A 21714-nucleotide genomic window follows, 5' to 3' on the forward strand; every position below is an offset into this window, starting at 1 on the left:
CCGGGACATCTGAGGACGTGGCGGTCGTCGATCGGCTCCCGGCACGTCCGTCGGGTCCTCAGATACCGGTGGCTGGGCGCGAGTACGGCGATCGGGCGGCGCGCCCGTAGACTGCGAGCCGTGCCCTACCAGAGCAGCAGGCGTACGGGCGGCGACGGCCGCCTCACCACGGCGCTCGACCCCCAGGACCAGGGCCCGCAGGACGCCTGCGGCGTCTTCGGCGTCTGGGCCCCCGGCGAGGACGTCGCCAAGCTGACCTACTTCGGGCTCTACGCGCTGCAGCACCGCGGCCAGGAGTCCGCGGGCATCGCGGTCAGCAACGGGCGGCAGATCCTCGTCTACAAGGACATGGGCCTGGTCTCGCAGGTCTTCGACGAGTCGACGCTCGACTCGCTCAAGGGCCACCTCGCCATCGGCCACTCGCGCTACTCGACCACCGGCGCGAGCACCTGGCAGAACGCGCAGCCGACCTTCCGCCCCACCGGCGACGGGTCGATCGCGCTGGGCCACAACGGCAACCTGATCAACACCCACGAGCTGCGCGAGATGGTCGGCGAGCTGCCCGGTGCGGCCGGCGAGCTCGACATCAAGGGCGTCGAGGCCTCGACCAACGACACCAGCCTCGTCACCGCGCTCCTCGCCCACCACCCCGACACCACGCTCGAGCAGCGCGCGCTGGAGGTGCTGCCGCAGCTGCGCGGCGCCTTCTGCTTCGTCTGGATGAACGAGCACACCCTCTACGCCGCCCGCGACCCGCAGGGCATCCGGCCGCTGGTCCTCGGCCGCCTCGACCGCGGCTGGGTCGTGGCCAGCGAGGACGCCGCGCTCGCCACGATCGGCGCCAGCGTCGTGCGCGAGGTCGAGCCCGGCGAGATGATCGTCATCGACGAGAACGGCCTGCGCTCGCACACCTTCGCCGAGCCGGCCCGCAAGGGCTGCGTCTTCGAGTACGTCTACCTCGCCCGCCCCGACGCCACCATCAGCGGCCGCAACGTCCACGAGGCGCGCGTCGAGATGGGCCGCCGCCTCGCGCGCGAGTTCCCCGTCGACGCCGACCTGGTCATGCCGGTCCCGGAGTCCGGCACGCCCGCCGCGTCCGGCTACGCCGCCGAGTCCGGCATCCCGTTCGGCCAGGGGTTCGTCAAGAACGCCTACGTCGGCCGCACGTTCATCCAGCCCAGCCAGACGCTGCGCCAGCTCGGCATCCGGCTCAAGCTCAACGCCCTTGAGCACATGATCCGCGGCAAGCGCGTCGTCGTGGTCGACGACTCGATCGTGCGCGGCAACACCCAGCGCGCCCAGGTGCGGATGCTCCGCGAGGCCGGGGCGCTGGAGGTGCACGTGCGGATCTCCAGCCCGCCGGTGAAGTGGCCGTGCTTCTACGGCATCGACTTCGCCACCCGCGCCGAGCTGATCGCCAACGGCCTCACGCCGGAGGAGATCGCCGCCAGCGTCGGCGCCGACAGCCTCGGCTACATCTCGCTGGAGGGGATGGTCGAGGCGACGGGCCAGGCCGCCGACCGGCTGTGCACGGCCTGCTTCACCGGGGAGTACCCCATCGAGCTGCCCGACGAGAGCCTGCTCGGCAAGCACCTGCTCGAGGCGACGCTCCAGTCGCCGACGATGGGCCGCGCGCTGCCGGTCCTCAACAACCCGTGACCTGATCGCGCCACCCGAGGAGCCACGTGTCCGACGCTGACAACGCCTACGCCGCCGCCGGGGTCTCCATCGAGGCGGCCGACCGCGCGATCGACCTGATGAAGGGCTGGGTCGAGAAGGCCCGCCGTCCGGAGATGATCGGCGGGCTCGGCGGCTTCGCGGGCCTCTTCGACGCCTCCGCGTTGACCCGCTACGAGCGCCCGCTGCTCGCCACCTCGACCGACGGCGTCGGCACCAAGGTCGCCATCGCGCAGCTGATGGACGTCCACGACACCATCGGCTTCGACCTCGTCGGCATGGTCGTCGACGACCTCGTCGTGTGCGGCGCCGAGCCGCTGTTCATGACCGACTACATCGCCTGCGGCCGGGTCGTCCCCGAGCGCATCGCGGCCATCGTCAAGGGCATCGCCGAGGCGTGCGTGGTCGCCGGCTGCGCGCTCATCGGCGGCGAGACCGCCGAGCACCCGGGACTGCTCGACCCCGACGACTACGACGTCGCGGGCGCGACCACCGGCGTCGTCGAGGCCAGCAAGCTCCTCGGCCCGGGGCGCGTCCGCCCGGGCGACGTCGTCATCGCCATGGAGGCCAGCGGGCTGCACTCCAACGGCTACTCCCTCGTGCGCCACGTCCTGCTGGGCTCCACCGACGCCGGGGGAGCGGGCTGGACCGTCGACCGGCACGTCGACGACTTCGGCCGCACGCTGGGCGAGGAGCTGCTCGAGCCCACCCGCATCTACGCCAAGGCCTGCCTCGACCTCGCCGCGCGCACCGAGACCCACGCCATGTCCCACGTGACCGGCGGCGGCCTCGCCGCCAACCTCGAGCGGGTGCTCCCCGAGGAGCTGTCGGTCGTCATCGACCGCTCCACGTGGACGCCGCAGCCGGTCTTCGACGTCGTACGACGTGTGGGCGGGGTGTCCCAGGCCGACCTCGAGGCCACCCTCAACTGCGGCGTCGGCATGGTGGCGCTGACCGCCCCCGAGTCGGTAGACACCGCGATCTCCGTCCTGGCCGGGCACGGCATCCACGCCTGGGTCGCAGGTGAGGCGCACGCGGCCGACACCGACGGCGGTCGGGTCCTGCTGGAGGGCCAGCACCCCGGCTGGTGAAGAGATTCGCCACTTCGAGCACGAAATGCGGGCTTCCGGTGTGCGGGAACACCCACCGCTCAGGTAGCGTTGTCCCCACGATATGTAACCGATCAGACCGGGCGCGTCGGGCGGCTCCCCGACAGCCCCGGCCAAGTGTGCGAGGGGGTCGACCCTATGGGGCGCGGCCGAGCGAAGGCGAAGCAGACGAAGGTCGCCCGCGACCTGAAGTACCGGACTCACGAGACGGACTTCGGCGCGCTGGCGAAGGAGCTGCACGGAGAAGACACTCACTCCACGAGTGAGGTCGATACCGATGACGACGGGTGGACGGACTATGCCGACCCACGTCGTCGCGCAGACTGACTGATCGCACCTGATCACGCCGCCCGGGTCACCGGGCGGTACGGCGTACAGGCACGCCCTGACGCCATCAGGTGAGCGGGCAGCTCCTCCCGCTGAGACGCAGTGACCGGGCGGTTCCTCGCGCTGCCAGCGCGAGGAACCGCCCGGTCGGCGCGCTACCAGCGCGAGGAACCGCCCGGTCGGCGTCAGCCGAGGTGGATGCCGCGCAGGCGGCCGACCTCGCGCATGCGGCGCTCGGCGAGACGGTCGGCGGCCTCGGCCGTGGTGACGCCGTCGGCCTTGGCGAGCTCGAACACCTTGCGGGTGGTCTCGAAGATCCCGGTGGCGCGCTGCTGGGCGCGCTCGAAGGAGAAGCCCTCGAGCTCGTCGGCGACCTGGATCACGCCGCCGGAGTTGACGCAGTAGTCGGGCGCGTAGAGGACACCGCGCTCCTCGATCTTCTTCTCGATGCCGGGGTGCGCGAGCTGGTTGTTGGCGGCGCCGCAGATGATCGTGGCGCGCAGCACCTCGAGCACGTCGTCGCTGATCGCGCCGCCCATCGCGCAGGGCGCGTAGACGTCGATCTCGCTGGCGACGAGCTCCTCGGTGGTGGCGACGGCCGTGACCTGCGGGAACTGCTCGCGGATGGCCTCGACCGACGGCGCGTGCACGTCGGTGACGACCACGGTGGCGCCGTCCTCGATCAGGTGGCGCACGAGGTGGCGGCCGACCTTGCCGACGCCCGCGACGCCGACGGTGCGCCCGGCGAGCGTGGGCTCGCCCCACGCCTGCTCGGCGGCGGCGCGCATGCCCTGGAAGGTGCCGAAGGCCGTGAGCACCGAGCTGTCGCCCGCGCCGCCGTGGGCGACGGTGCGGCCGGTGACGAAGTCGCACTCGCGGGCGATGTGGTCCATGTCCTCGCTGAACGTGCCCACGTCGCACGCGGTGAAGTAGCGCCCGGCCAGCGACTGCACGAAGCGGCCGTAGGCGCGGAGCAGGGCCTCGGTCTTCAGCTCGGCGGGGTCGCCGATGATGACGGCCTTGCCGCCGCCGAGGTCGAGGCCGGCCAGCGCGTTCTTGTAGGACATGCCGCGCGAGAGGTTGAGGACGTCGACGATCGCGTCGTCGGTGCTGGCGTAGGGGTAGAACCGCGTCCCGCCGAGGGCCGGGCCCAGCGCAGTGGAGTGGATGGCGATGATGGCCCGCAGGCCGGTCGCGCGGTCGTTGCAGAAGACGACCTGCTCGTGCTCGCTGCCGAGCTCGAAGACGTCGACGCCGGAATTGGGTACTCCAGACATGCTCACGGATCCTTTTCTCGTGGGTGCGGCCGCGGGGTGTGCGGGCCTGGTCAGCGCGGTCGAGGGGTGGTGACCGCCGTCACGCCAAGGGTAGTCCCGCGCGATGTCGCTCACCGCATCAGTGCGACCGCATCACCACGAGGTCGCCGTGGGTGCCGTAGCCGAGCAGCCTGCCGCCCGCTGCGCGACCGTCGAAGGTCACCATCAGCCACCCGTCGTCCACCTGCGCGAGCGTCGGCCAGGGCAGGTTGGTCGGGTAGGGCGCGTCCAGGATGCCCGTCTCGGTCATCGTGAGGTCGTACGCCGGGAAGCGGGCGCGCTGCCCCCGCCGGGAGTCGCGGCCGTCGCTGGCGAGGACCACCAGCTGCCCGTCGACGTCGACCAGCGTCGTGCCCTCCGTCGACGTGCGGTCCGTGGCCGCGCCCAGCAGCCGCAGGTCGTCGAGGGCCTCCCCGGCCGCGAGGGCGGGGTGGAAGTCGAAGAACCGCCGCGCGCTCACGAAGCCGACCAGCCACCGGCCGTCGCGCCGGACGAGGTGGGGGTCCCAGGTGGCGATGGACGCCAGCCCGTCGACGGGCAGCGGGAGCTCGCGCGTGTCGAGCACGTGCGAGCCACGCAGCAGGTCGCTGCCCGACTCGGCGAGGGTGACCCGCAACCCCGCCGGCGTACGTCGCCCCGCGCGCGTCGTCGGTGCCTCGAAGTCGCCCCACGTGCTGGTCGCTACCAGCCAGCCGCTGCCGGAGCGGACCAGGTGGGTCGCGTGGTCGCCGAAGACGCCGGCCCGGTCGGGCCGGCGGAAGAACAGGTCGGCGGAGTGGCTGAGCGCGAGGGAGTCGGGCTCGAGGCGCCACACGCTGGTGTGGGCGGTGTCGAAGAACCCGGGTCCGGCCGACGTCGCCGTCAGCCACAGCGCGCCGTCGTCGCGCACCGGACGGCCGTCCTCGCCGGTGACGAACCGCGTGTCGCGGAGGCCGAGCTGCCCGAACCCGCCGGCGACCCCGCCGCCGGACGGGAGCTCCACCCGGAGCCCGGCGAGCGCGTCCTCGTCGCGGGTGTCGACCTGGAGGCCGGTGCCCTCGGCGGCGACCTCCCGGAGGTCGTGCCGCGCCCGGGCCACCCACCCGGCCGCCTCGCGGCTCCAGGCCGTCACGTGGGTGCCGGTCAGGGTGAGGCCCAGCCCGGTCGGCTCCGCGGCCTTGTGGAAGCGGCGGCTGCGGAGGGTCCCGGCCCCGGGGACGTCCAGCGACACCGACCCGTCGACGATCGAGGCCGCGATCCGGTGGTCCCCGAGGTGCATCGCCACCGGGCCGTCGAGCTCGGACGTCGTCGCTGCGACGTAGGGCGCGAGCACCGGCACGGCGAGCTCGCCGCCGGTGTCGGTCTCGACCTGCACCGCCCCGGGCGCGACCAGGTCGACCGGGCGGAGGCGGCGGACGACCTCGAGGCGGGGGAGCACCGGCCCATCCTGCCGGACCTCAGCCGGCCAGCAGGTAGCCCAGTCCGACCGCGGCCGGCATCTTGCCGCCGGCGACCCCGACGTGCGACATGCCGTCCCACACCACTGCCCGTCCGTCCGGGACGCCCGCGGCGGTCCGCTCGAAGAGGTCGCGGGTGTAGAAGTCGTCCGCCGTCCCGCCGAGGACGAGGGTCGGTGCCGTGACCCGGTCCAGCCGCGGCTCCAGGTCGAGCTCGTCCTCCGCGGCGATGGTGACGAGCATGTCGCGCGGGTCGGACGTCGTGAGCCGCCCCATCACCCAGCCGGCCGGGCGGGTGAGCAGGCGCAGGCGCGGCGGCGTCGCCGCGGCCACGATCGTGGCCGTCGCGGCGCCCGAGTCACCCGCCGCCGTCAGCCGCGCGACCTCGGCCATCACCGCCCTGCCCCGGGACGAGAGCCGGCAGGCCGCCCCGGCGAGCACGAGTCGTCGTACGAGCTCGGGTCGGTCCACGGCGAGCTGCAGGGCGATCGAACCGCCGGTCGAGGTCCCGTGGAGGAGGACCGGCTCACCGAGGTCCTGCTCGATCGCCGTGGCGTAGTCCGCGGCCAGGTCGGCCACCCGGGCGCCGGTTGACGAGGTGGACGGTGAAGTGGCGGGCGAACGGCGCCGCCCATGCCAGGGACGCCCGCCGGGTCGTGCCTGCGGGGTTGGCGTGCTCGGCCGTGAGCCCGGCGGCGACGAGGAGCACCGGCCCGTGCCCCGTCCTCAGGTAGGGCACGCCGCTGCTGAAGGTGCCTTCCTCGACCTCGGGCACGCTCCCACGGTAGGCGTCGGGGGCCGAAACGTCCGACCGGACCAGACCAGGCCGGGCATGCAGAAGGGCCCCGGTCGGGACGTGACCGGGGCCCTTCTGTGCTTGTGGGCAGGGGCGGGGTCGAACCGCCGACCTATCACTTTTCAGGCGATCGCTCGTACCAACTGAGCTACCTGCCCAAGCGGGACGAGAATACATGAGCCCGGTGGCGAGGCGGGAATCGGCTCAGGCGCGCGGGGGGAGGTAGGCGGGGAGCTCGAGCCAGAACGACGATCCGACGCCCGGCGTGGACTCGCCCCGCACCGCGCCCCCCTCGCGCTCGGCGATGGTGCGCGACAGCGACAGCCCGAGCCCGCTGCCCTGGGTGGTGGGCGCCGCGAACCGCACGAACGGCTCGAAGACGTGCGCGAGCTGCTCGGGTGCGAGCCCCGGCCCGTCGTCGCGCACGATGATGCGCACCATCGGCTTCGCGCTCTCGCCGACCAGCTCCTCGGCGAACAGGTGCACGGTCCCACCGTGGGGGTGGTGGTGGACGATCGCGTTGCCCAGCAGGTTGGCGAGGACCTGGCGGATCGCCGACGGGTGTCCCCACGCCGCGAGGCGGGGGTCGACGTGGGCCTGCATGTCCACGCCGGCCGTGCGGGCGGGAGTCCGGTGCCAGTGCATGACGTCGGCGACCGCGTCGGCCACCGAGACCTCCTGGCGCTGGTCGTCGGCCGACATGGCGCGACCGGCGCCGAGCAGGCTGTCGACGATGGTGAGCAGCCGCTCGCACGACCGGACGATGACCGGCCCGTCGCGCTTCATGCCGGTCGCGACGTCGTCGGCGGTCCCGTGCTCGGCGTCGTCGAGGAGGCCCTCGGTGTAGCCCAGGATGGCGGAGAGCGGCGTACGCAGCTCGTGCCCCACCGCGCCGAACAGTTGCTGGGCGGCGAGCTGTGCCTCCGCGCCCGCTTCGAGGGCCTCGGCGAGGGAGCGACGCGACTGCTCGAGAGTGAGGTTGGCGATGATCGCGGCATTGAGCACCCTGAAGTCTGCGACCAGCTGGGCAGGCCATTCGCCGGCGGTGCCGCTCACAGCCGTGAGGCTGCCGTACATGGCACCAGCGGAGGTGAACGCCGTCGCGGCGAGGCTGGCGATGCCGGTGCGGACGAGCTCGGAACGGTCCTGGTCCGCCTCGGCTGGCAGGCGATCCCGGTCGACGATGACGACGAGCTCACCCGTTCGAGCGTGCCGCGACATCCACGGCATGCTGAGTGCGGCCTCCGGGCCGGCCTCGGGCGGCGGAATGACGGACACGGTGGTGTCGGGCGCGCCCCACTCCCGGATCCAGGCGCGACCGCCGAGCTCTCTCCAGGACTGCGTGTTCTGCGGCCGGACCCGGGTGAGCACCGAGACGACGACCTCGACCCGTTCGTAGGTGAGCAGGTGACCGGCCGCCAGGTCGATGGCGCAATCGGCGCTCATCTCACCTGACGTGATGGCCATCGCGAGCTCGACCGCCGCAGGTGACGACGCCGCCGGGGCTGACGTGTCCTGGAGGACGGACGGCTCGGTCACAGGTCGTGCTCCGATCGGGGCGCAGCGGTGAACCAGCAGGGGGTGGGCGAGATGCCTCGACTCTGGTCGATGCGCACAGTCTTGCTCAACTGCAATTCGTGCTTCGCGCCCCATGCCGCGAGGGCGACGAGTATCCCCATGCCGAGGTTGCGACCCGGACACGCGTGCGGACCGGCGCCGAACGGCAGCCAGGCGCCCGGGCGGCGTCCTCCGTCCTGCCAGCGCCCGGCATCGAACTGGTCCAGTCCACCGGGGCCTCCGGGGACCAGGTCCGACAGACGACCGAGCAGCAGCGGGCTGACGAAGACGACGCGGCCCTGCGGGATCGTCGTCCCCCCGAGCTCCACCTCGCGGGTCGTGACGCGGGCGGTGAGCCACGTCGGGGGAGTGAGGCGCAGCGTCTCCCAGGCGGCGCTGGTCGGCTCGACGGGGGCGGGCTGCTGGGCCAGCCACGCGAGCAGGAACGCTCCGGCGGCGATCGGCACCTGGATGCCGGCCGCCAGCATGGTCGCCGCCTGCTGGGGCGAGAGGTCGACGTCCGGCTCTGCGTCCAGCGCTTCCTCGAGGACGTCCTCCAGCGCGATGCGCGTGTCGCGCTCGGTGCGCCGGACGCGCCCCCACCGCCACGGGCGCCGGTGGGCGGCGATCACCGGGCCGAGCGCGTCGATCCAGGCGAGGACGTGGTCGCCCACACGGTTCCGCGTCTCGTCGCTGGCGGACGGAAGGACGGCCGACGTGGTCGACCGGGCCACGGGACGCCGCAGCAACAACATGGCATCGTATGGCACGTCGGGCCGCGTGCGGCGGTGGTCGGCCAGCGCGGCGGTCCACTCGCGCTCGAAGGTCGCGACGCCGCGCGCCACAGCGTCCGGGGGCACCGGAGCGAAGACGGTGTGTCCCGAGCGGGTCTCGCCGCGACTGCCGGACAGGTCTCCGGTGCGGTTGACGTTGCCGGGGAAGTCGAACGCCTCGGGATCGGCCAGGACGCGCCTGGCCTGGGCGAGGTCGGTGGCGAGCCAGGGCCCGCCGGGGGCGAGGGCGGCCGCGCCGGATCGCGGCGCGGAAAGGACCGCGCCGAGCTGGCCACCGGCCGACTCGACGCGGTCCATCTGCCTCACGCTGTCGCGATCGCGGGCGGGCCGCTGGTGGTTCAGACGCGCGGGGGCGCCGGACGCCACGCGTACGGCATCTGGTTGACGGCGCGCTTGCGCTCGATGGCGGTGCGGATGCGGTTCATCATGATGTTCTCCAGTGGGGTGGGGTGGTGGTGCACGCCGGGCGGCGTGCGGGGGACCAGCGCGTGGATTCCATCGCCCGTGGTGAGACAGGGATCGGGGTCAGGGCTCCAGGTCGCGCAGGGTCTCGGCGATCAGGTCGGTCAGCTGCTGGATGCGCAGCGGCTTCTGCATGACTGTCGTGATGCCGAGTTCTTGGAGGACCGCGCGGTTCTCGCCGGCCCAGGCGGAGATGACGACGATGCGCAGCTCGGGTGCGACGTCGGGTCGGTCGCGCAGCCAGCGCACCACCTCGACGCCCGTCATCCGGGGCATGGTCAGGTCGAGCAGCATGACGTCGAAGCGCTCGCGCTGGAGGATCTCCACCGCGTCCTGGCCGTCGTAGGCCGTCGAGGCGTCGTGACCGGCCCGCTCGACCAGGCGGCAGAAGACGTCGCGGATGTCCTCGTTGTCGTCGACCACGAGGAATCGCAGCTGCCGGTCAGTGCTCACGAGTCAAGATTAGTCAAACCTGTGGCAAGTCGTGGCGTGTCTGCGAAAACTCGTCGCGGTTGGGAGCGCGGCGGCCGCTGCCCCTATGCTGGTCGCTGCTCGATCGGGTCCGTCCCGGACGAGCTGGCCCCCATCGTCTAGCGGCCCAGGACCCCGCCCTTTCACGGCGGTAGCGCCGGTTCGAATCCGGTTGGGGGTGCGATCCGGCCGGGGGTCGACGCCGATTGGGTGTCACCGAAGAGCATGGGTTAGAGTTCCACCCGCTTCACCAGCACGACCGGAGGAGCACGAAGCATCCTGGCCCCGTAGCGCAGTTGGTTAGCGCGCCGCCCTGTCACGGCGGAGGCCGCGGGTTCGAGTCCCGTCGGGGTCGCCAACGCATGACCGGAAGGGTGAGCCACCAGGCTCACCCTTCCGGTCATTTCAGGCAGGGGCGCTCCGGCGTCCCCGTTTCGTCGTCGCTCCTAGGCTGGCGCCATGCCGATCGACCTCGACCCCGCCGCGTTCGACGCCATGGTGGAGCGAGCCCTCGACGGACTTCCCGACGACCTCGCCCGGCTCGTGGACAACGTCGTGGTCCTCGTCGAGCCGGAGGCGCCGGCCGACGACCCCGACCTGCTCGGGCTCTACGACGGGCTGGCGCTCACCGAGCGGCCGGCCAACCACGCGGGCATGCTGCCGGACCGGATCCTGCTCTTCCGCGGTCCGCTGCTCGACATGGCCGACACCGTCGAGGACCTCGAGGAGGAGGTGCGCATCACCGTCGTCCACGAGGTCGCCCACCACTTCGGGCTCGACGACGGGCGTCTCCACGAGCTCGGCTGGGGCTGACGGGCGCTACGCCACCCCGCCAGCACCCGGCTAGACCAGTCCGGCGCCGACCAGCCAGCCGAGGGCACAGGCCCCGACGGCGAGCACCGTCGTCGCGACGACGTAGCCCGCGCCCGCGCGCCCCGGTCGCTCGACCGCCTGCACCGCGAAGGTGGAGAAGGACGTGAAGGCGCCGCAGAACCCGGTGGCCAGCAGCGCCCACGCCGCCTCGCCGAGCGACAGCGCGGCGAACAGCCCGAACAGGCCCGAGCCGATCGTGTTGACGGCGAGCATCCCCCGCGGCACGTAGCCGTCGAGCCGCGCGACGACGTAGCGCAACGGTGCACCCACCGCGGCGCCGAGGGCGACGAGGAGCACGGTGCTCATCCGGTGTACGTCATCCCAACGCCTCCTCGGGTTCCGGGCGGCGGGCGAGGTGCTGGCCCAGCGCGGCGGCGGAGAGGCCGGCGGCGAGGGTGAGGGCGAGGTAGGCGCCGGCGACACCGACGTGACCCTCCGCGGCGAGGTGGCGTGTCTCGCCGGCCCATGCCGAGACCGTGGTGAACCCACCGAGCAGGCCGGGGCCGAGGGCGGCCGCGACCCGTCTCGAGCGGCGTACGACGGCCAGGACCGGCAGCAGCCCGAGCGCGAACGCCCCGACGACGTTGATGGCCAGCGTCGGCCACGGGAGGAGGGAGTCAGGCGCGCCTGCGTCGACGAGGTGGCGCAGCACGGCGCCGGTGGCGCCGCCGGCGGCGACGAGCAGGACGTCGACGGCCCGGAGGGGGTGGTGGGTCACCCGACCCGGCTCGTGGACGCCGACACCGAGCCGGGCCTGCCGTCCCACGGCTGGGCGGCCGCTCCGTCGAGCTGGTGGACGAGCTCGGAGAGCAACCAGTTGTGCAGGGCGCGCTGGCGTGGGGTGCGGGCCATGGACAGCAGCCGCTCGGCCCGGCAGAACGCGTCGGCGACGTCGAACATCTCGGTCATCGTCACGAAGATGGGACCGGCCTCGCGGACCATCGGGAACGCCACGTCGACCCGCGGCAGCCCGCGCGCCTCGGCGTCGGCGATCTGGGCGCGGAAGGTGTCGGGGAACTGCCGCTCGAAGTTGGCGAACATCGACGTCAGGTCGCCGGCGAGGGGGTAGTCGGACTGGTGCGACAGCGACAACAGGCGCAGCTCGCGGCGCAGCTCGTGGTACTGCCGCTTGAGCGAGGTGTAGAGGGGCACGTCGATGCGCAGGAGGCGTACGTCGACCGCGCCCTCGCTGGTGGGCTCGGGCCGGGTGCGGTCGTGGTGGTCGATGACCCACTCCGCGGACCCGGAGTCGGCCATCTCGGCAGCGGGCTCGAACCAGACGATCTTGCCGTCGGACTCGATCGTCGCGCCCCAGGCGACGGCGCACTGGGCGACCATCGCCAGCCCGCGGCCGAAGGTGAGCAGCAGGTCGAGGTCGTCGCCCTCGACCGGGGCGGGCGGCACGGGCGGGCGGGGCGAGCCGTCGACCACCTCGATGCGCGGGTGGGAGGCGGTGCCGCGCACGCGGACCTTGTAGGGGGCGGACGCGTGGAGGATGGCGTTGGCCACCAGCTCCGACACCCCGAGCTCGGCGCACTCCACGAGGTCGGGCCGCTCCAGACGCTGGCACACGTCACCGACCCAGCGACGCGCGTCGGCCGCAGCGCGCGGCGAGGACGCCAGCGTCAACTCGGAGCTCAGCGGCACTGGGACTCTTTTCAGGGGTACAAACGGGGTGGGCAGTCCAGTGGAGCAATGATTGCCCAGCAACGGATGGTTCAAACCTCGACCATCACCATAGTTTCTTTCGGGTCGGGGTAGTGGTGTGAGCAAGCAGACTCGCCCGGCGTTTCGCGCCGCGCACGCCCGAGGAGGACAATCGACGTGGCAGCGGACGGCACGACGCATCTTCGACCCCAGGAGCTTTCCATGACCTCGACGACCACGACGCAGTCCTCCCGCCACAAGGTGGTCGTGATCGGGTCGGGCTTCGGTGGTCTCTTCGGCACCAAGGCGCTGCGGAGGTCCGACGTCGACGTCACCGTCATCGCGAAGACGACGCACCACCTCTTCCAGCCCCTGCTCTACCAGGTGGCGACCGGGATCCTGTCCGAGGGCGAGATCGCACCGCCCACCCGTGAGGTGCTGAGCGGCCAGGACAATGCGCGGGTGATCCTCGGCGAGGTCACCGGCATCGACCTCGCCGCCAAGACGGTCACCTCGCAGGTGCTGGGCCGCGACACCGTGACGTCGTACGACTCCCTGCTGGTCGCCGCGGGCGCCAGCCAGTCCTACTTCGGCAACGACCACTTCGCCGAGTTCGCCCCCGGCATGAAGAGCATCGACGACGCCCTCGAGCTGCGCGGCCGCATCTTCGGCGCCTTCGAGATGGCCGAGCTCGGCGCCACCCGGGGTGACGACGTCGACCACCTGCTGACCTTCGTGGTCGTCGGCGCCGGCCCGACCGGTGTGGAGATGGCCGGGCAGATCGCCGAGCTCGCGCACCACACGCTGCGCAAGGACTTCCGCGCGATCAACACGCGCACCGCCCGCGTCGTGCTCATCGACGCCGCCGGCCAGGTGCTCCCGCCCTTCGGCAGCAAGCTCGGCGAGAAGACCAAGAAGGAGCTCGAGAAGCTCGGCGTCGAGGTGATGCTCGGCGCCATGGTGACCGACGTCGACGAGCGCGGCCTCGACGTGAAGTTCAAGGACGGCCGCGTCGAGCGGATCAACTCCGTGGCGAAGATCTGGGCCGCCGGGGTGCAGGCCAACCCGCTCGGCAAGACGCTCTCGGAGCAGACCGGCGCCCCGCTGGACCGCGCCGGCCGCATCTCGGTCAACCCCGACCTCACCCTTCCCGGCCACCCGGAGGTCTTCGTCGTCGGCGACATGATCGCCCTCGACAACCTCCCCGGTGTCGCGCAGGTCGCGATCCAGGGCGCCAAGTACGCCGCCAAGGAGATCGACAACCGCCTCCAGGGCAAGGCGCCGCAGAAGCCGTTCAAGTACTTCGACAAGGGCTCGATGGCGATCATCAGCCGCTTCCGCGCCGTCGCGATGGTCGGCAAGCTCCGGCTGACCGGCATCGTGGCCTGGCTGATGTGGCTCGGGGTCCACCTCGTCTACCTCACCGGCTTCAAGAACCAGGTGTCCGCCCTCATGCGGTGGGCGATCACGTTCGTCAGCAACAACCGCTCCGAGCGCACCACCACCGAGCAGCAGATCTTCGCCCGTGCGGCGCTCGCCCGGCTCCGGCGCGGTGCGGCCGACCTGGTGTCCGACCCGGGCATCTACGACGCCACCCGCGCGATGATGGAGGAGACGCGGCGCCAGGAGCTCGAGGCGTCCGCGGCCCGCGAGGCCGAGCTCACCGACTCCGGCGTGCGCGGCGTGCCGGCCGATCGCGTCGGCGGCGCCTGAGCCCAGCGGCGTACGCGGGCCGGGTCAGCCGGTAGCCACCTCGGCGGGCGCCCGGCGGCGCAGGTCGTGCCCCGTCACGCGAGCGGCGACGCGGAACGCGATGACGGCGATCGCGGCTCCTGCCAGGTCGTCGGCGATGTAGTGCCAGCCGAAGTAGAGCGTCGCCACGACGGTGGCGGCGAAGTTGACCCAGAAGACCGTGCGGATGACGCGGCTCCTGACGGTGTGCTGGGCCATCAGCGCCCAGAGCAGGGCGATCGCGGTGTGCAGGCTGGCGAACCCGGCGACGCCCTGGTAGTCGCCCTCGCCCCACAGGAACCCGTGTCGTGAGTAGACGAGGGCGTCCATCAGGTCGGACGTGCTGTTGGGGGTGAGGTCGCTGGTCAGCCAGGGATACATGATCCCGGGGCCGAGCGTGGGCAGCAGGTAGTAGGACACCGTGCCGAGCGTCCACGCGATCCCCTGTGCGGTGACGAACCACCAGCCGTGGGCGATGTTGCGCGACCAGACCAGCCAGACGGTCACCAGGATCGCCACGAGGGGGATGTAGGCGAGGTAGACGGCGGAGAGCACGTGGGCCGACAGGCCGGTGCCGAGGACGTCCTGCGCGAGGGTCGCGGGGTCGTGACCGAGCAGCAGCAGCTGGTCGAGCACCCGCAGCTCGCTGTCGTACTTCACCTCGCGCACCAGTGGCAGCAGCGACTTCAGGTTGCGATAGGCGACGTAGACGACGTAGAAGCCCGAGATGCCGATGACCACGAGCTGGAGGCGGGCGCGCGTCCAGTGCGTACGCAGCCGGTGCCGCGCCGCGGCGAGGGTGCGGGCCGGGTCGAGCCGTCCCTGCCAGAGCGCGCGGGGGACCAGGTCCACGACGATCGCCGTCGCGCACAGCACCGGGAGGCGGACCCAGGACGGCCCGAGGAAGCTGCCCTCCGGGTCGGCGACCGGCCGGTCGAGCAGCCAGCTCGCGACGAACGTGACGGCTCCGATGAGCGCGGCGTTGGCCACCAGGAACGCCCAGGGGCGCCTCGCCTCGTCCTGGATCCCGGTCGGTGCTTCGAGGACGGCGGGAGAGGGCGCGGACATGTGACTCCGGACGTGCTTGGGGCGGGCGTTTGGCCGCCATTCTCCCCAATCGGGCCAAGCCCTGCCGCATCGCGGAGGTGTGATGTGGGCCCGGTCCGGGCCGTCGGGCTCGGATGAGGTGATGCGGCTCCCTCGACCTCACGGCAGCACGGCCGTCGCCTCGACCTCGACGAGCACGTCGGGCTCGAAGAGCACCTCGACGCCGATGAGCGACGCCGGGGGCATCGGCACCGGCAGGCCGATCTCGTCGGCGACCGAGTGCACGCCGGCCATGAAGGTCTCGATCTGGTCGGCCGTCCAACCGGCGACGTAGAAGGTCAGTCGGACCACGTCGGTGAAGGTCGCGCCTGCCCCCGCCAGGCCCAGCGCCGTGTTGCGCAGCGCCTGCGCGACCTGCGCGGCGAGGTCGCCGGCGGGGACGGGGTCGTTGCCGCGCTGCCCGACCTGCCCGGCGACGGTGACGTACGTCGTTCCCTCGGCGATGGCGACGTGGTGGTAGGGGGTCTGCTGCAGCATGCCTTCGGGGCTGATGAGACGTGCGGCCATGACGGGCTCCTTCGATCGGAAGTGGTATCTGATTGATACCTGGTGTCCGAAGAGCACTTCAACTAGACTAGGTGTTATGCGCGATACCGCCGACCGGCTGGTCATCACCGCCGAGCACCGGGAGATCCTGGGTCAGGTGCTCGACAAGTGGTCGGTGCTCGTCCTCGAGGAGCTCTGCGAGTGCCCGCGCCGCTTCAACGAGCTCCGGCGCCTCATCCCCGTAACGCAGAAGTCGCTGACCGCGACGCTGCGCCGCCTCGAGCGGAGCGGGATCGTCCAGCGCGTGGTCGTCAGCGACCGGCCTGTGGCCGTGGAGTACCGCATCACGCCGCTCGGCAAGACGTTGCGCGACCCCGTCGACGCCATCCTGAGGTGGACCGAGGAGCACCGGCACGACATCGAGCAGGCACGGGCGCGCTTCGACGAGGACACCCCGGGCTGAGCCCGGACCGAGACCTGACCGCGACCGCCCGGCCTCTCACGTCAGCGGCGCCGGGCCCCCGGCGGTACCCGACCTGCCGGGCTCACGTACGACGCACGTGCGCCAGTGGCACGCGCCTCCGGTCCAGTCCGGTGAGCAGCTCGTAGGTGCTGCGACCGGTCAGGTCCGACCACCGCCGCACCGTGTGCTCGCCGTCGCGTCCGGGACCCAGCAGGGTCACCTCGTCCCCGGGCTGCACGGGGAGGTCACCCACGTCCACGACCAGCTGGTCCATGCAGACCCGACCGGCCAGGGGCACCGGATGTCCCCGCCAGCCCGCACGGACGGCGGTTCCCGGGGCGACGGGGATGCCGTCGGCGTAGCCGAGGGGCACGAGCGCGAGCCGCGTGGCGGTGGAGGTGCGGTAGGTGTGCCCATAGGAGACGCCGGCGCCGGCCGGGGCCTCCTTGACGTGGGTGACCGTGCCCTTGAGCGTCATCGCCTGCTCCAGGCCCACGGTCGCCCCGTGGCCCGCGAGCGGGTCGACACCGTAGACAGCGAGCCCGCAGCGCACGAGGTCGAAGTGCATGTCGGGCCGCGAGAGGGTCGCCGCCGAGTTGGCGAGGTGGCGCCAGGACGGCTCCAGACCGGCGCGCCCGGCGACCTCCACCGCGTCGAGGAACAGCCGCAGCTGGGCGTCGTTGCTGGAGGACCTCGGCTCGTCCGCGCACGCCAGGTGCGACCACACGCCGACCACGTCGACGGTCCCCCGGCGTTGCAGTCGTCCGGCCAGGTCCACCAGCTCCCGCCACTCGCCGGCGGCGGCACCTCCGCGCCACATCCCGGTCTCGGCCTTGAGGTGCACCTGCGCGCGACCTCCGACGGACGCGGCGGCGCGAGCGATCTCCTCCACTTGGGCGCAGGAGTAGGCCGCCAGCGACACGTCGCACGCGACGGCCTCGGCGTAGCGGGCACCGGGGCCGGCGAGCCAGGCCAGGACGGGGGCGGTGATGCCGGCGCTGCGCAGCTCGAAGGCCTCCTCGAGGACCGCGACGCCGAGGTGGTCCGCGCCGCTCGCCACGGCGGCGCGGGCCACCTCGACGGACCCGTGCGAGTACGCGTCGGCCTTGATCACCACCATCAATGACGCGGGCGCCGCGATGTCTGCCAGAGCGCGAACGTTGCGCCCGATGGCATCCAGGTCCACCTCGCGCCAGGCGGCGAGCGCGGGGTCGACGGACTGTGGCGACGCGGAGGTCTCGATGGACGTGTGCACTGGGGGCGCCTTCCTGGCCGTGGGCCCGTCCACATGATGATGGCGGAGGGACGGCGCTGCCGCTTTGTGGCGAGAGCACCAAAGAGGTCCAGCCGTCTTGACGGTTGGTCACAGGGGCAGGGACCGACCCTCCGGTGCCACAGTGGCCCGGTGATCACCGCGACGGGGCTCGCCGACGCCCTCACGTCCGCCGCCGCCGAGCTGTTGCCCGGCGCCGACCGGCCGATCCTCGGGCTCGAGATCGTCGAGCCCCGAGACGGGCTGCTGCTCGAGCCCGGTGACCTCGTGGTGCTCCTCGGTGCCCGTACGGAGCAGGAGGTGCTCGAGGTCGTGGACCGCGCGGCATCGGCCTCGGGGCTGGTGCTGCGCCGGCGGTGGGCGGACTCGACGGAGGTCCGTCAGCGGTGCGCGGAGGCCGGTCTGGCCGCCCTCGCCGTTGCCGACGACGCCCCGTGGTCCTGGGTGGTCAGCCTGCTGCGCACGGCGGTGGACCGACCGGCTGCGCTGACCCGCCAGCGATCAGTGGACGTGTACGGCGACCTGTTCGAGATGGCGGACACGGTGAGCGGCATCCTGCGGGCGCCGGTGACCATCGAGGACGCGACGTCGCGCGTGCTGGCCTACTCCACCGGACAGGACGACGTGGACGAGGCGCGCACGTCGACCATCGTGGGACGACAGGTGCCGCGGGACGTGCGCAGCCATTTCCGGTCCCTGGGCGTCTTCCGCCGGCTCGCCACCTCCGACGAGCCCTTCCTCGTGCCGGCGGGAGCGGGCGGGATCAAGGCGCGCTACGTCGTGCCCGTGCGGGCGGGCGGGGAGTGGCTCGGGTCCGTGTGGGCCGTCGTCGACGAGCCGGTCGCGGGCGCCCGCCTCGGTGAGCTGGCCGCGGCTGCTCAGGTGATCGCCCTCTACCTGCTGCGGCTGCGGTCGCAGAGCGAGCTGCACCGCCAGGTGCAGCTCGACCACGTCCGGACCCTGCTGCAGGGGACCGTGACCGAGGCCCCGACGTGGCTCGACGACGGACCGTGGCGCGTCGGCATCCTGCTGGGACCCTCGGACCTGGCGTCGGAGGCCCGCTGCGAGCTGTGGCAGGCCCTGGCTCGTCGGCACGGCTGGCGCAGGCCGCTGCTGGCCGACCTCGACGACGAGGTGTTCGTCGTGGTGCGCACCGAGGGCGTCCAGCCCGGCAGCTGGTCGTGGCTGGCCCAGGTCGTGACCGAGGAGCGGGGCAGCAACCCGGACGCTGGTCTGGTCGGGGGCTCGGCGGCGTCCGAGGTCACATCGCTGCCGGCCTCGCGGCACCAGGCCGCGGAGGTGGCGCGGCTCGGGCGCCCCGGCGCGTCCGAGCCGGTGGTGTCGGTCGAGACGCGGTGGCCCGCGTTGGTGCTGGCGCGAGCCGTGGCCGGACTGACGGAGGCGCCACCGGCCTCCCCGGTGGCGTCGCTGCTCGTGGACGAGGTGGGCGGCGCGGTGCTCGTCGACACGCTGGAAGCGGTCATCGACCACTGGGGTGAGCCGCAGCGCGCCGCGGCCGTCCTGGGGGTCCACCCCAACACGATCCGCTACCGCCTGACCCGCCTGCAGGAGCGCTGCGACCTCGACCTCCGCGACCCCGCGCAGCGGCTGGCGGTCCGGCTGGAGATCGCCCGCCTGCGCGAGGTCCGAAGGTCCGCCCGGCCGCCGCTCAGCGCAGCGGACTGAACGGACGCAGCTGCTCGGGCGTCCGGCCGGTCGCGACCTGCTCGGCGAGCAGCTTGCCGCTGACCGGGCCCAGGGTGATGCCCCACATGCCGTGACCGCCGGCGACGAAGACCCGCGGGTCGTTCGTGGCCCCGATCAGCGGCAGCCCGTCCGAGGTGCACGGGCGCGCGCCCACCCACTCGTCCTCGCGCTGGTCGAGGTGCGCGCCCTCGAGAAGCTGTCCGGCCTGGTCGACCAGGGCCTGGATGCGACGGGGGTCCATCGGTGCGTCCACCCGCCGGAACTCCATCATCCCGGCGATGCGCAGCCGGTCGCCGACCGGCGTGCAGGCCACCCGCTGGGTCGGGAAGTAGACGGGGCCGCGGGGCAGGTGGTCCACCTTGACGGTGAAGGAGTAGCCGCGACCCGCCTGGACGATGCGGCGTACGCCGTAGCGCCGCCCGAGCTCGTTGAGCCGGGCGCCGGTGGCGACGACGACGGCGTCGAAGCGCTCGCCGGCGACCCGGATGCCGTCGGTCCCGTGGACCGGGTCGGTGACCTCGGTGTCCTCGAGGACCACGCCACCGCGACGGCGTACGGACTCGGCGACCGACGCGGTGTAGGCGGCGGGGTCGAGGAACCTCTCGTCGAGGATCCGGATCGCCGTGCCGACGGCCTCGCCGAGCGCCGGCTCGTCTGCGCGGGCGGCGGCTCCGTCGATGATCTCGTGGTTGACGCGCTGGCCCGAGGCCTCGATGTGCTCGAACTCCTGGAGCAGCGCGCGGCTGTCGTCAGCGGTGCGGAACGCCGCCGTGAAGGGATCGGCGGCCCGGGTGCGCGCCGCTACGCCGCCGCTCTCCAGCTCGGCGAAGGCGGCCAGGGCATCGCCGTTCAGCGGCACGAGGGCCTGCATCGCCTGCGCCCACCGTCGCGGCGTGCAGTTGCGCGCGAACTGGACCAGGAACCGCAGCAGGCGCGGGTCCAGGGTGGGCGGCACGTAGACGGGGGAGGCGGGATCGAGCACGGCGCCCAGGCCGTACTTCAGGACAGACGGCTCCGGCAGCGGCACCGCCATGCTCGGGGTGAGCCATCCGGCGTTTCCCCAGCTCGAACCGGACGCGACCGCCCCGCGGTCGACGACCGTGACCTCGACGCCGTGCTCCTGGAGGAACCACGCGGTGGACAGACCGACCATGCCTGCGCCGAGGACGGCGACCTTGCGGGGACGATGTGCATCAGCTGCTGCCATACCGAGGATCCTGCGCACTCCGATGCAGCCTGTCGCTGCCCTCCGAGCACTGTTCCGGCAGGCGCCGTTGTGCCCGGCCCACAAACGGCGGGAGCACGTGGCTTTTCCCGGCCAAGTTGCCTATGGTCCGGCCCATGCAGGGCATGAGGCAGCGACGGCGCGTCACCGCGGACGAGGGTCCGCGCGTGCCGTCCCACGTGCCCACGGGTGCCGTCCTGCTCGCTGTCCGGTTGAGCGAGGAGGCGCGGGGCGTGCGCGGCCTCGACGTGCTGCGACGCAGCGTCGACCGGGCGCCGCCGACACCGCGCTGATCCCCATCTCACCTGGCTGGGGTCACACCCCCGGCCGCCGACCGTCCGTGCCATGCGCCGACGACGGCCGCAGCCGCGCGCCGCCGCTGCCCGTCCGTCGCGCCGCGGGCCTCGCCCAAGGACAGCCATGACCCTGAACACCCACACCCACATGTACGCGCCTCGCCCGGCCCCGGACGTCGCCGCGATCCTCGCGGAGGTCGAGGACGCCCGGGCGGCGCAGCTGGAGTCGCTGCGCGAGGCGACCGACGACCTGGTGGCCGTCGCCCACCGGGACGCGGTGAGTCGCATCCTCGACGAGGTACGCGTCGCCCGCCGCCGCCTCGCCGATGGCGTGTACGACGTCTGCACGCGGTGCAACGCCACCATCAGCGGCCACGAGCGACGCGAGATGCTCCCCTGGGCGACGTCGTGCCGCCCCTGCGCACGGCGGGAGCTCGACCGGTGACCCCGGCCAGGACCGCGCGACGCACCTGCCTCGGCGTGTGGGTCGGCGGCGCTGCCGCAGCACTTCTGGTGGTGCTGGTCCCGCTCGCGGTCGGCCTCGGTCTGATCACGGCGACGAGACCCGCCGGCCAGGTCGCGGCAGCCTGCGTCCTGCCGGTCCTCGTCGGGCTCGCGCTGCGAGCCGGCTACGGCGACCTCCGCCGCACCAGGTGGCGCGCTCGGACGGGGGTCCCGCGCAGGGAGTGACGCGCCGCCTCACCGTCCCCGCCTGATCACCGCGACACCAGGCAGCCAGGCGCCGATGGTCCGCCGACCGGACACGCGCCCTCACCACTTCCGCAGAGGACGAACGACGTGCGCACGCACACCCATGAGCACCAGATGACCGACCCCGTCCCTGATTCCACACCGCCGGAGCACAGGCCCAACACCGATGTCAGGCCGACCCGGCCGGAGCCACGAACGGGACCTGCGCTGTCCGACGGCGCTCGCCTGCCGGCTCCAGCCGGTGTCGGTA

Annotated in this window: 24 protein-coding genes, 3 tRNA genes and 1 pseudogene; 12 read left to right on the top strand and 16 right to left on the bottom strand. The window is 72.7% G+C overall.

The genetic code is table 11. The features are described from left to right. Window positions 1-120: 120 nt before the first annotated feature. The 3 genes from purF to NCI01_RS03525 all read left to right on the top strand — a co-directional run bounded on the left by purF (window position 121) and on the right by NCI01_RS03525 (window position 3113). Window positions 121-1659: an amidophosphoribosyltransferase gene (gene purF / locus NCI01_RS03515; RefSeq protein WP_254180080.1), complete on the top strand. Its 1539-nt coding sequence runs from the start codon at window positions 121-123 to the stop codon at window positions 1657-1659. 26 nt (window positions 1660-1685) lie between these two features. Then, window positions 1686-2768 carry a phosphoribosylformylglycinamidine cyclo-ligase gene (gene purM, locus NCI01_RS03520; protein ID WP_254180081.1) on the top strand — a complete coding sequence of 361 codons (1083 nt, stop codon included), beginning with the start codon at window positions 1686-1688 and terminating at the stop codon, window positions 2766-2768. A 156-nt stretch (window positions 2769-2924) separates the two neighbouring features. Continuing rightward, window positions 2925-3113 carry a DUF3073 domain-containing protein gene (locus tag NCI01_RS03525; RefSeq protein ID WP_254180082.1) on the top strand — a complete coding sequence of 63 codons (189 nt, stop codon included), beginning with the start codon at window positions 2925-2927 and terminating at the stop codon, window positions 3111-3113. Window positions 3114-3298: 185 nt separating this feature from the next. On the opposite strand, the gene NCI01_RS03530 is transcribed toward NCI01_RS03525, so the two are convergent. The 9 genes and pseudogenes from NCI01_RS03530 to NCI01_RS03565 form a co-directional block, all read right to left on the bottom strand. Next, entirely contained in the window at window positions 3299-4390 is a 1092-nt protein-coding gene (locus NCI01_RS03530; RefSeq protein WP_254180083.1) for a Glu/Leu/Phe/Val family dehydrogenase, read from the bottom strand. A gap of 118 nt (window positions 4391-4508) precedes the next feature. Further along, the gene (locus NCI01_RS03535; protein WP_254180084.1) at window positions 4509-5846 is read right to left on the bottom strand and encodes a hypothetical protein; all 1338 of its coding nucleotides are present in this window, start codon (window positions 5844-5846) and stop codon (window positions 4509-4511) included. A 19-nt stretch (window positions 5847-5865) separates the two neighbouring features. Beyond that, window positions 5866-6450 (bottom strand): annotated as a pseudogene (locus NCI01_RS03540) (alpha/beta fold hydrolase); the annotation flags it as partial. Next, a complete protein-coding gene (locus NCI01_RS03545; RefSeq protein ID WP_254180085.1) occupies window positions 6392-6640 on the bottom strand; it encodes a hypothetical protein in 249 nt (82 codons plus the stop codon). The pseudogene NCI01_RS03540 and the gene NCI01_RS03545, both read right to left, overlap by 59 nt. Before the next feature lie 105 nt (window positions 6641-6745). Next, a tRNA-Phe gene (locus NCI01_RS03550) sits at window positions 6746-6819 on the bottom strand. Between the two features lie 46 nt (window positions 6820-6865). Beyond that, entirely contained in the window at window positions 6866-8200 is a 1335-nt protein-coding gene (locus tag NCI01_RS03555; RefSeq protein WP_254180086.1) for a sensor histidine kinase, read from the bottom strand. Then, window positions 8197-9309 carry a cytochrome P450 gene (locus NCI01_RS03560; protein ID WP_254180087.1) on the bottom strand — a complete coding sequence of 371 codons (1113 nt, stop codon included), beginning with the start codon at window positions 9307-9309 and terminating at the stop codon, window positions 8197-8199. The genes NCI01_RS03555 and NCI01_RS03560 overlap by 4 nt, the downstream gene beginning before the upstream one ends. 41 nt (window positions 9310-9350) lie before the next feature. Next, entirely contained in the window at window positions 9351-9473 is a 123-nt protein-coding gene (locus NCI01_RS21995; RefSeq protein WP_302181439.1) for a hypothetical protein, read from the bottom strand. A gap of 64 nt (window positions 9474-9537) precedes the next feature. After that, window positions 9538-9927, bottom strand: a complete 390-nt coding sequence (locus NCI01_RS03565; protein WP_254180088.1) for a response regulator — start codon at window positions 9925-9927, stop codon at window positions 9538-9540. A 126-nt stretch (window positions 9928-10053) separates the two neighbouring features. On the opposite strand from NCI01_RS03565, the gene NCI01_RS03570 reads away from it, so the two are divergent. From NCI01_RS03570 to NCI01_RS03580, 3 genes are all read left to right on the top strand, one after another. Next, window positions 10054-10126 (top strand) — tRNA-Glu (locus NCI01_RS03570). Window positions 10127-10226: 100 nt separating this feature from the next. Next, window positions 10227-10303, top strand: a tRNA-Asp gene (locus NCI01_RS03575). Between the two features lie 101 nt (window positions 10304-10404). Further along, window positions 10405-10758 (top strand): metallopeptidase family protein, encoded by a 354-nt coding sequence (locus NCI01_RS03580; protein ID WP_191193369.1) that lies wholly within the window; start codon window positions 10405-10407, stop codon window positions 10756-10758. Window positions 10759-10788: 30 nt separating this feature from the next. Here the strand turns inward: NCI01_RS03580 and NCI01_RS03585 are convergent, their stop codons facing one another. From NCI01_RS03585 to NCI01_RS03595, 3 genes are read right to left on the bottom strand one after another with little or no spacing between them, the layout of a single operon-like run. Further along, on the bottom strand, window positions 10789-11124 hold the full coding sequence (locus NCI01_RS03585) for a fluoride efflux transporter FluC (RefSeq protein WP_254180089.1): 336 nt from the start codon (window positions 11122-11124) through the stop codon (window positions 10789-10791). A 10-nt stretch (window positions 11125-11134) separates the two neighbouring features. Then, window positions 11135-11536 carry a fluoride efflux transporter FluC gene (locus tag NCI01_RS03590; RefSeq protein ID WP_254180090.1) on the bottom strand — a complete coding sequence of 134 codons (402 nt, stop codon included), beginning with the start codon at window positions 11534-11536 and terminating at the stop codon, window positions 11135-11137. After that, window positions 11533-12465 (bottom strand): ATP-binding protein, encoded by a 933-nt coding sequence (locus tag NCI01_RS03595; protein ID WP_254180091.1) that lies wholly within the window; start codon window positions 12463-12465, stop codon window positions 11533-11535. The genes NCI01_RS03590 and NCI01_RS03595 overlap by 4 nt, the downstream gene beginning before the upstream one ends. 222 nt (window positions 12466-12687) lie before the next feature. Here NCI01_RS03595 and NCI01_RS03600 point away from each other — a divergent pair, with 222 nt between their 5' ends. After that, window positions 12688-14178 carry an NAD(P)/FAD-dependent oxidoreductase gene (locus NCI01_RS03600; RefSeq protein WP_254180092.1) on the top strand — a complete coding sequence of 497 codons (1491 nt, stop codon included), beginning with the start codon at window positions 12688-12690 and terminating at the stop codon, window positions 14176-14178. Between the two features lie 24 nt (window positions 14179-14202). Here NCI01_RS03600 and NCI01_RS03605 read toward each other — a convergent pair whose 3' ends face one another. After that, window positions 14203-15264 carry a phosphatase PAP2 family protein gene (locus tag NCI01_RS03605; protein ID WP_254180093.1) on the bottom strand — a complete coding sequence of 354 codons (1062 nt, stop codon included), beginning with the start codon at window positions 15262-15264 and terminating at the stop codon, window positions 14203-14205. Between the two features lie 138 nt (window positions 15265-15402). Beyond that, window positions 15403-15810: a RidA family protein gene (locus NCI01_RS03610; protein ID WP_254180094.1), complete on the bottom strand. Its 408-nt coding sequence runs from the start codon at window positions 15808-15810 to the stop codon at window positions 15403-15405. 76 nt (window positions 15811-15886) lie between these two features. Here NCI01_RS03610 and NCI01_RS03615 point away from each other — a divergent pair, with 76 nt between their 5' ends. Continuing rightward, a complete protein-coding gene (locus NCI01_RS03615; RefSeq protein WP_254180095.1) occupies window positions 15887-16252 on the top strand; it encodes a winged helix-turn-helix transcriptional regulator in 366 nt (121 codons plus the stop codon). Between the two features lie 82 nt (window positions 16253-16334). Here NCI01_RS03615 and alr read toward each other — a convergent pair whose 3' ends face one another. Further along, a complete protein-coding gene (alr, locus tag NCI01_RS03620) occupies window positions 16335-17507 on the bottom strand; it encodes an alanine racemase (RefSeq protein WP_254180096.1) in 1173 nt (390 codons plus the stop codon). 150 nt (window positions 17508-17657) lie between these two features. Here alr and NCI01_RS03625 point away from each other — a divergent pair, with 150 nt between their 5' ends. After that, window positions 17658-19211, top strand: a complete 1554-nt coding sequence (locus NCI01_RS03625) for a PucR family transcriptional regulator (RefSeq protein ID WP_254180097.1) — start codon at window positions 17658-17660, stop codon at window positions 19209-19211. Here the strand turns inward: NCI01_RS03625 and NCI01_RS03630 are convergent. Continuing rightward, window positions 19195-20439: an NAD(P)/FAD-dependent oxidoreductase gene (locus NCI01_RS03630; RefSeq protein WP_254180098.1), complete on the bottom strand. Its 1245-nt coding sequence runs from the start codon at window positions 20437-20439 to the stop codon at window positions 19195-19197. The genes NCI01_RS03625 and NCI01_RS03630 overlap by 17 nt on opposite strands. Before the next feature lie 134 nt (window positions 20440-20573). On the opposite strand from NCI01_RS03630, the gene NCI01_RS03635 reads away from it, so the two are divergent. From NCI01_RS03635 to NCI01_RS03645, 3 genes are all read left to right on the top strand, one after another. Further along, entirely contained in the window at window positions 20574-20750 is a 177-nt protein-coding gene (locus tag NCI01_RS03635) for a hypothetical protein (RefSeq protein WP_254180099.1), read from the top strand. A gap of 127 nt (window positions 20751-20877) precedes the next feature. After that, complete coding sequence (locus tag NCI01_RS03640; RefSeq protein WP_254180100.1) at window positions 20878-21198, top strand: hypothetical protein; 321 nt, start codon at window positions 20878-20880, stop codon at window positions 21196-21198. Further along, window positions 21195-21443, top strand: coding sequence for a hypothetical protein (locus tag NCI01_RS03645; RefSeq protein ID WP_254180101.1), 249 nt, complete (start codon window positions 21195-21197; stop codon window positions 21441-21443). Before NCI01_RS03640 ends, NCI01_RS03645 begins: the two co-directional genes overlap by 4 nt. Window positions 21444-21714 lie beyond the last annotated feature (271 nt).

The sequence above is a fragment of the Nocardioides pinisoli genome (assembly GCF_024199985.1).
Lineage (GTDB): Bacteria > Actinomycetota > Actinomycetes > Propionibacteriales > Nocardioidaceae > Nocardioides > Nocardioides pinisoli.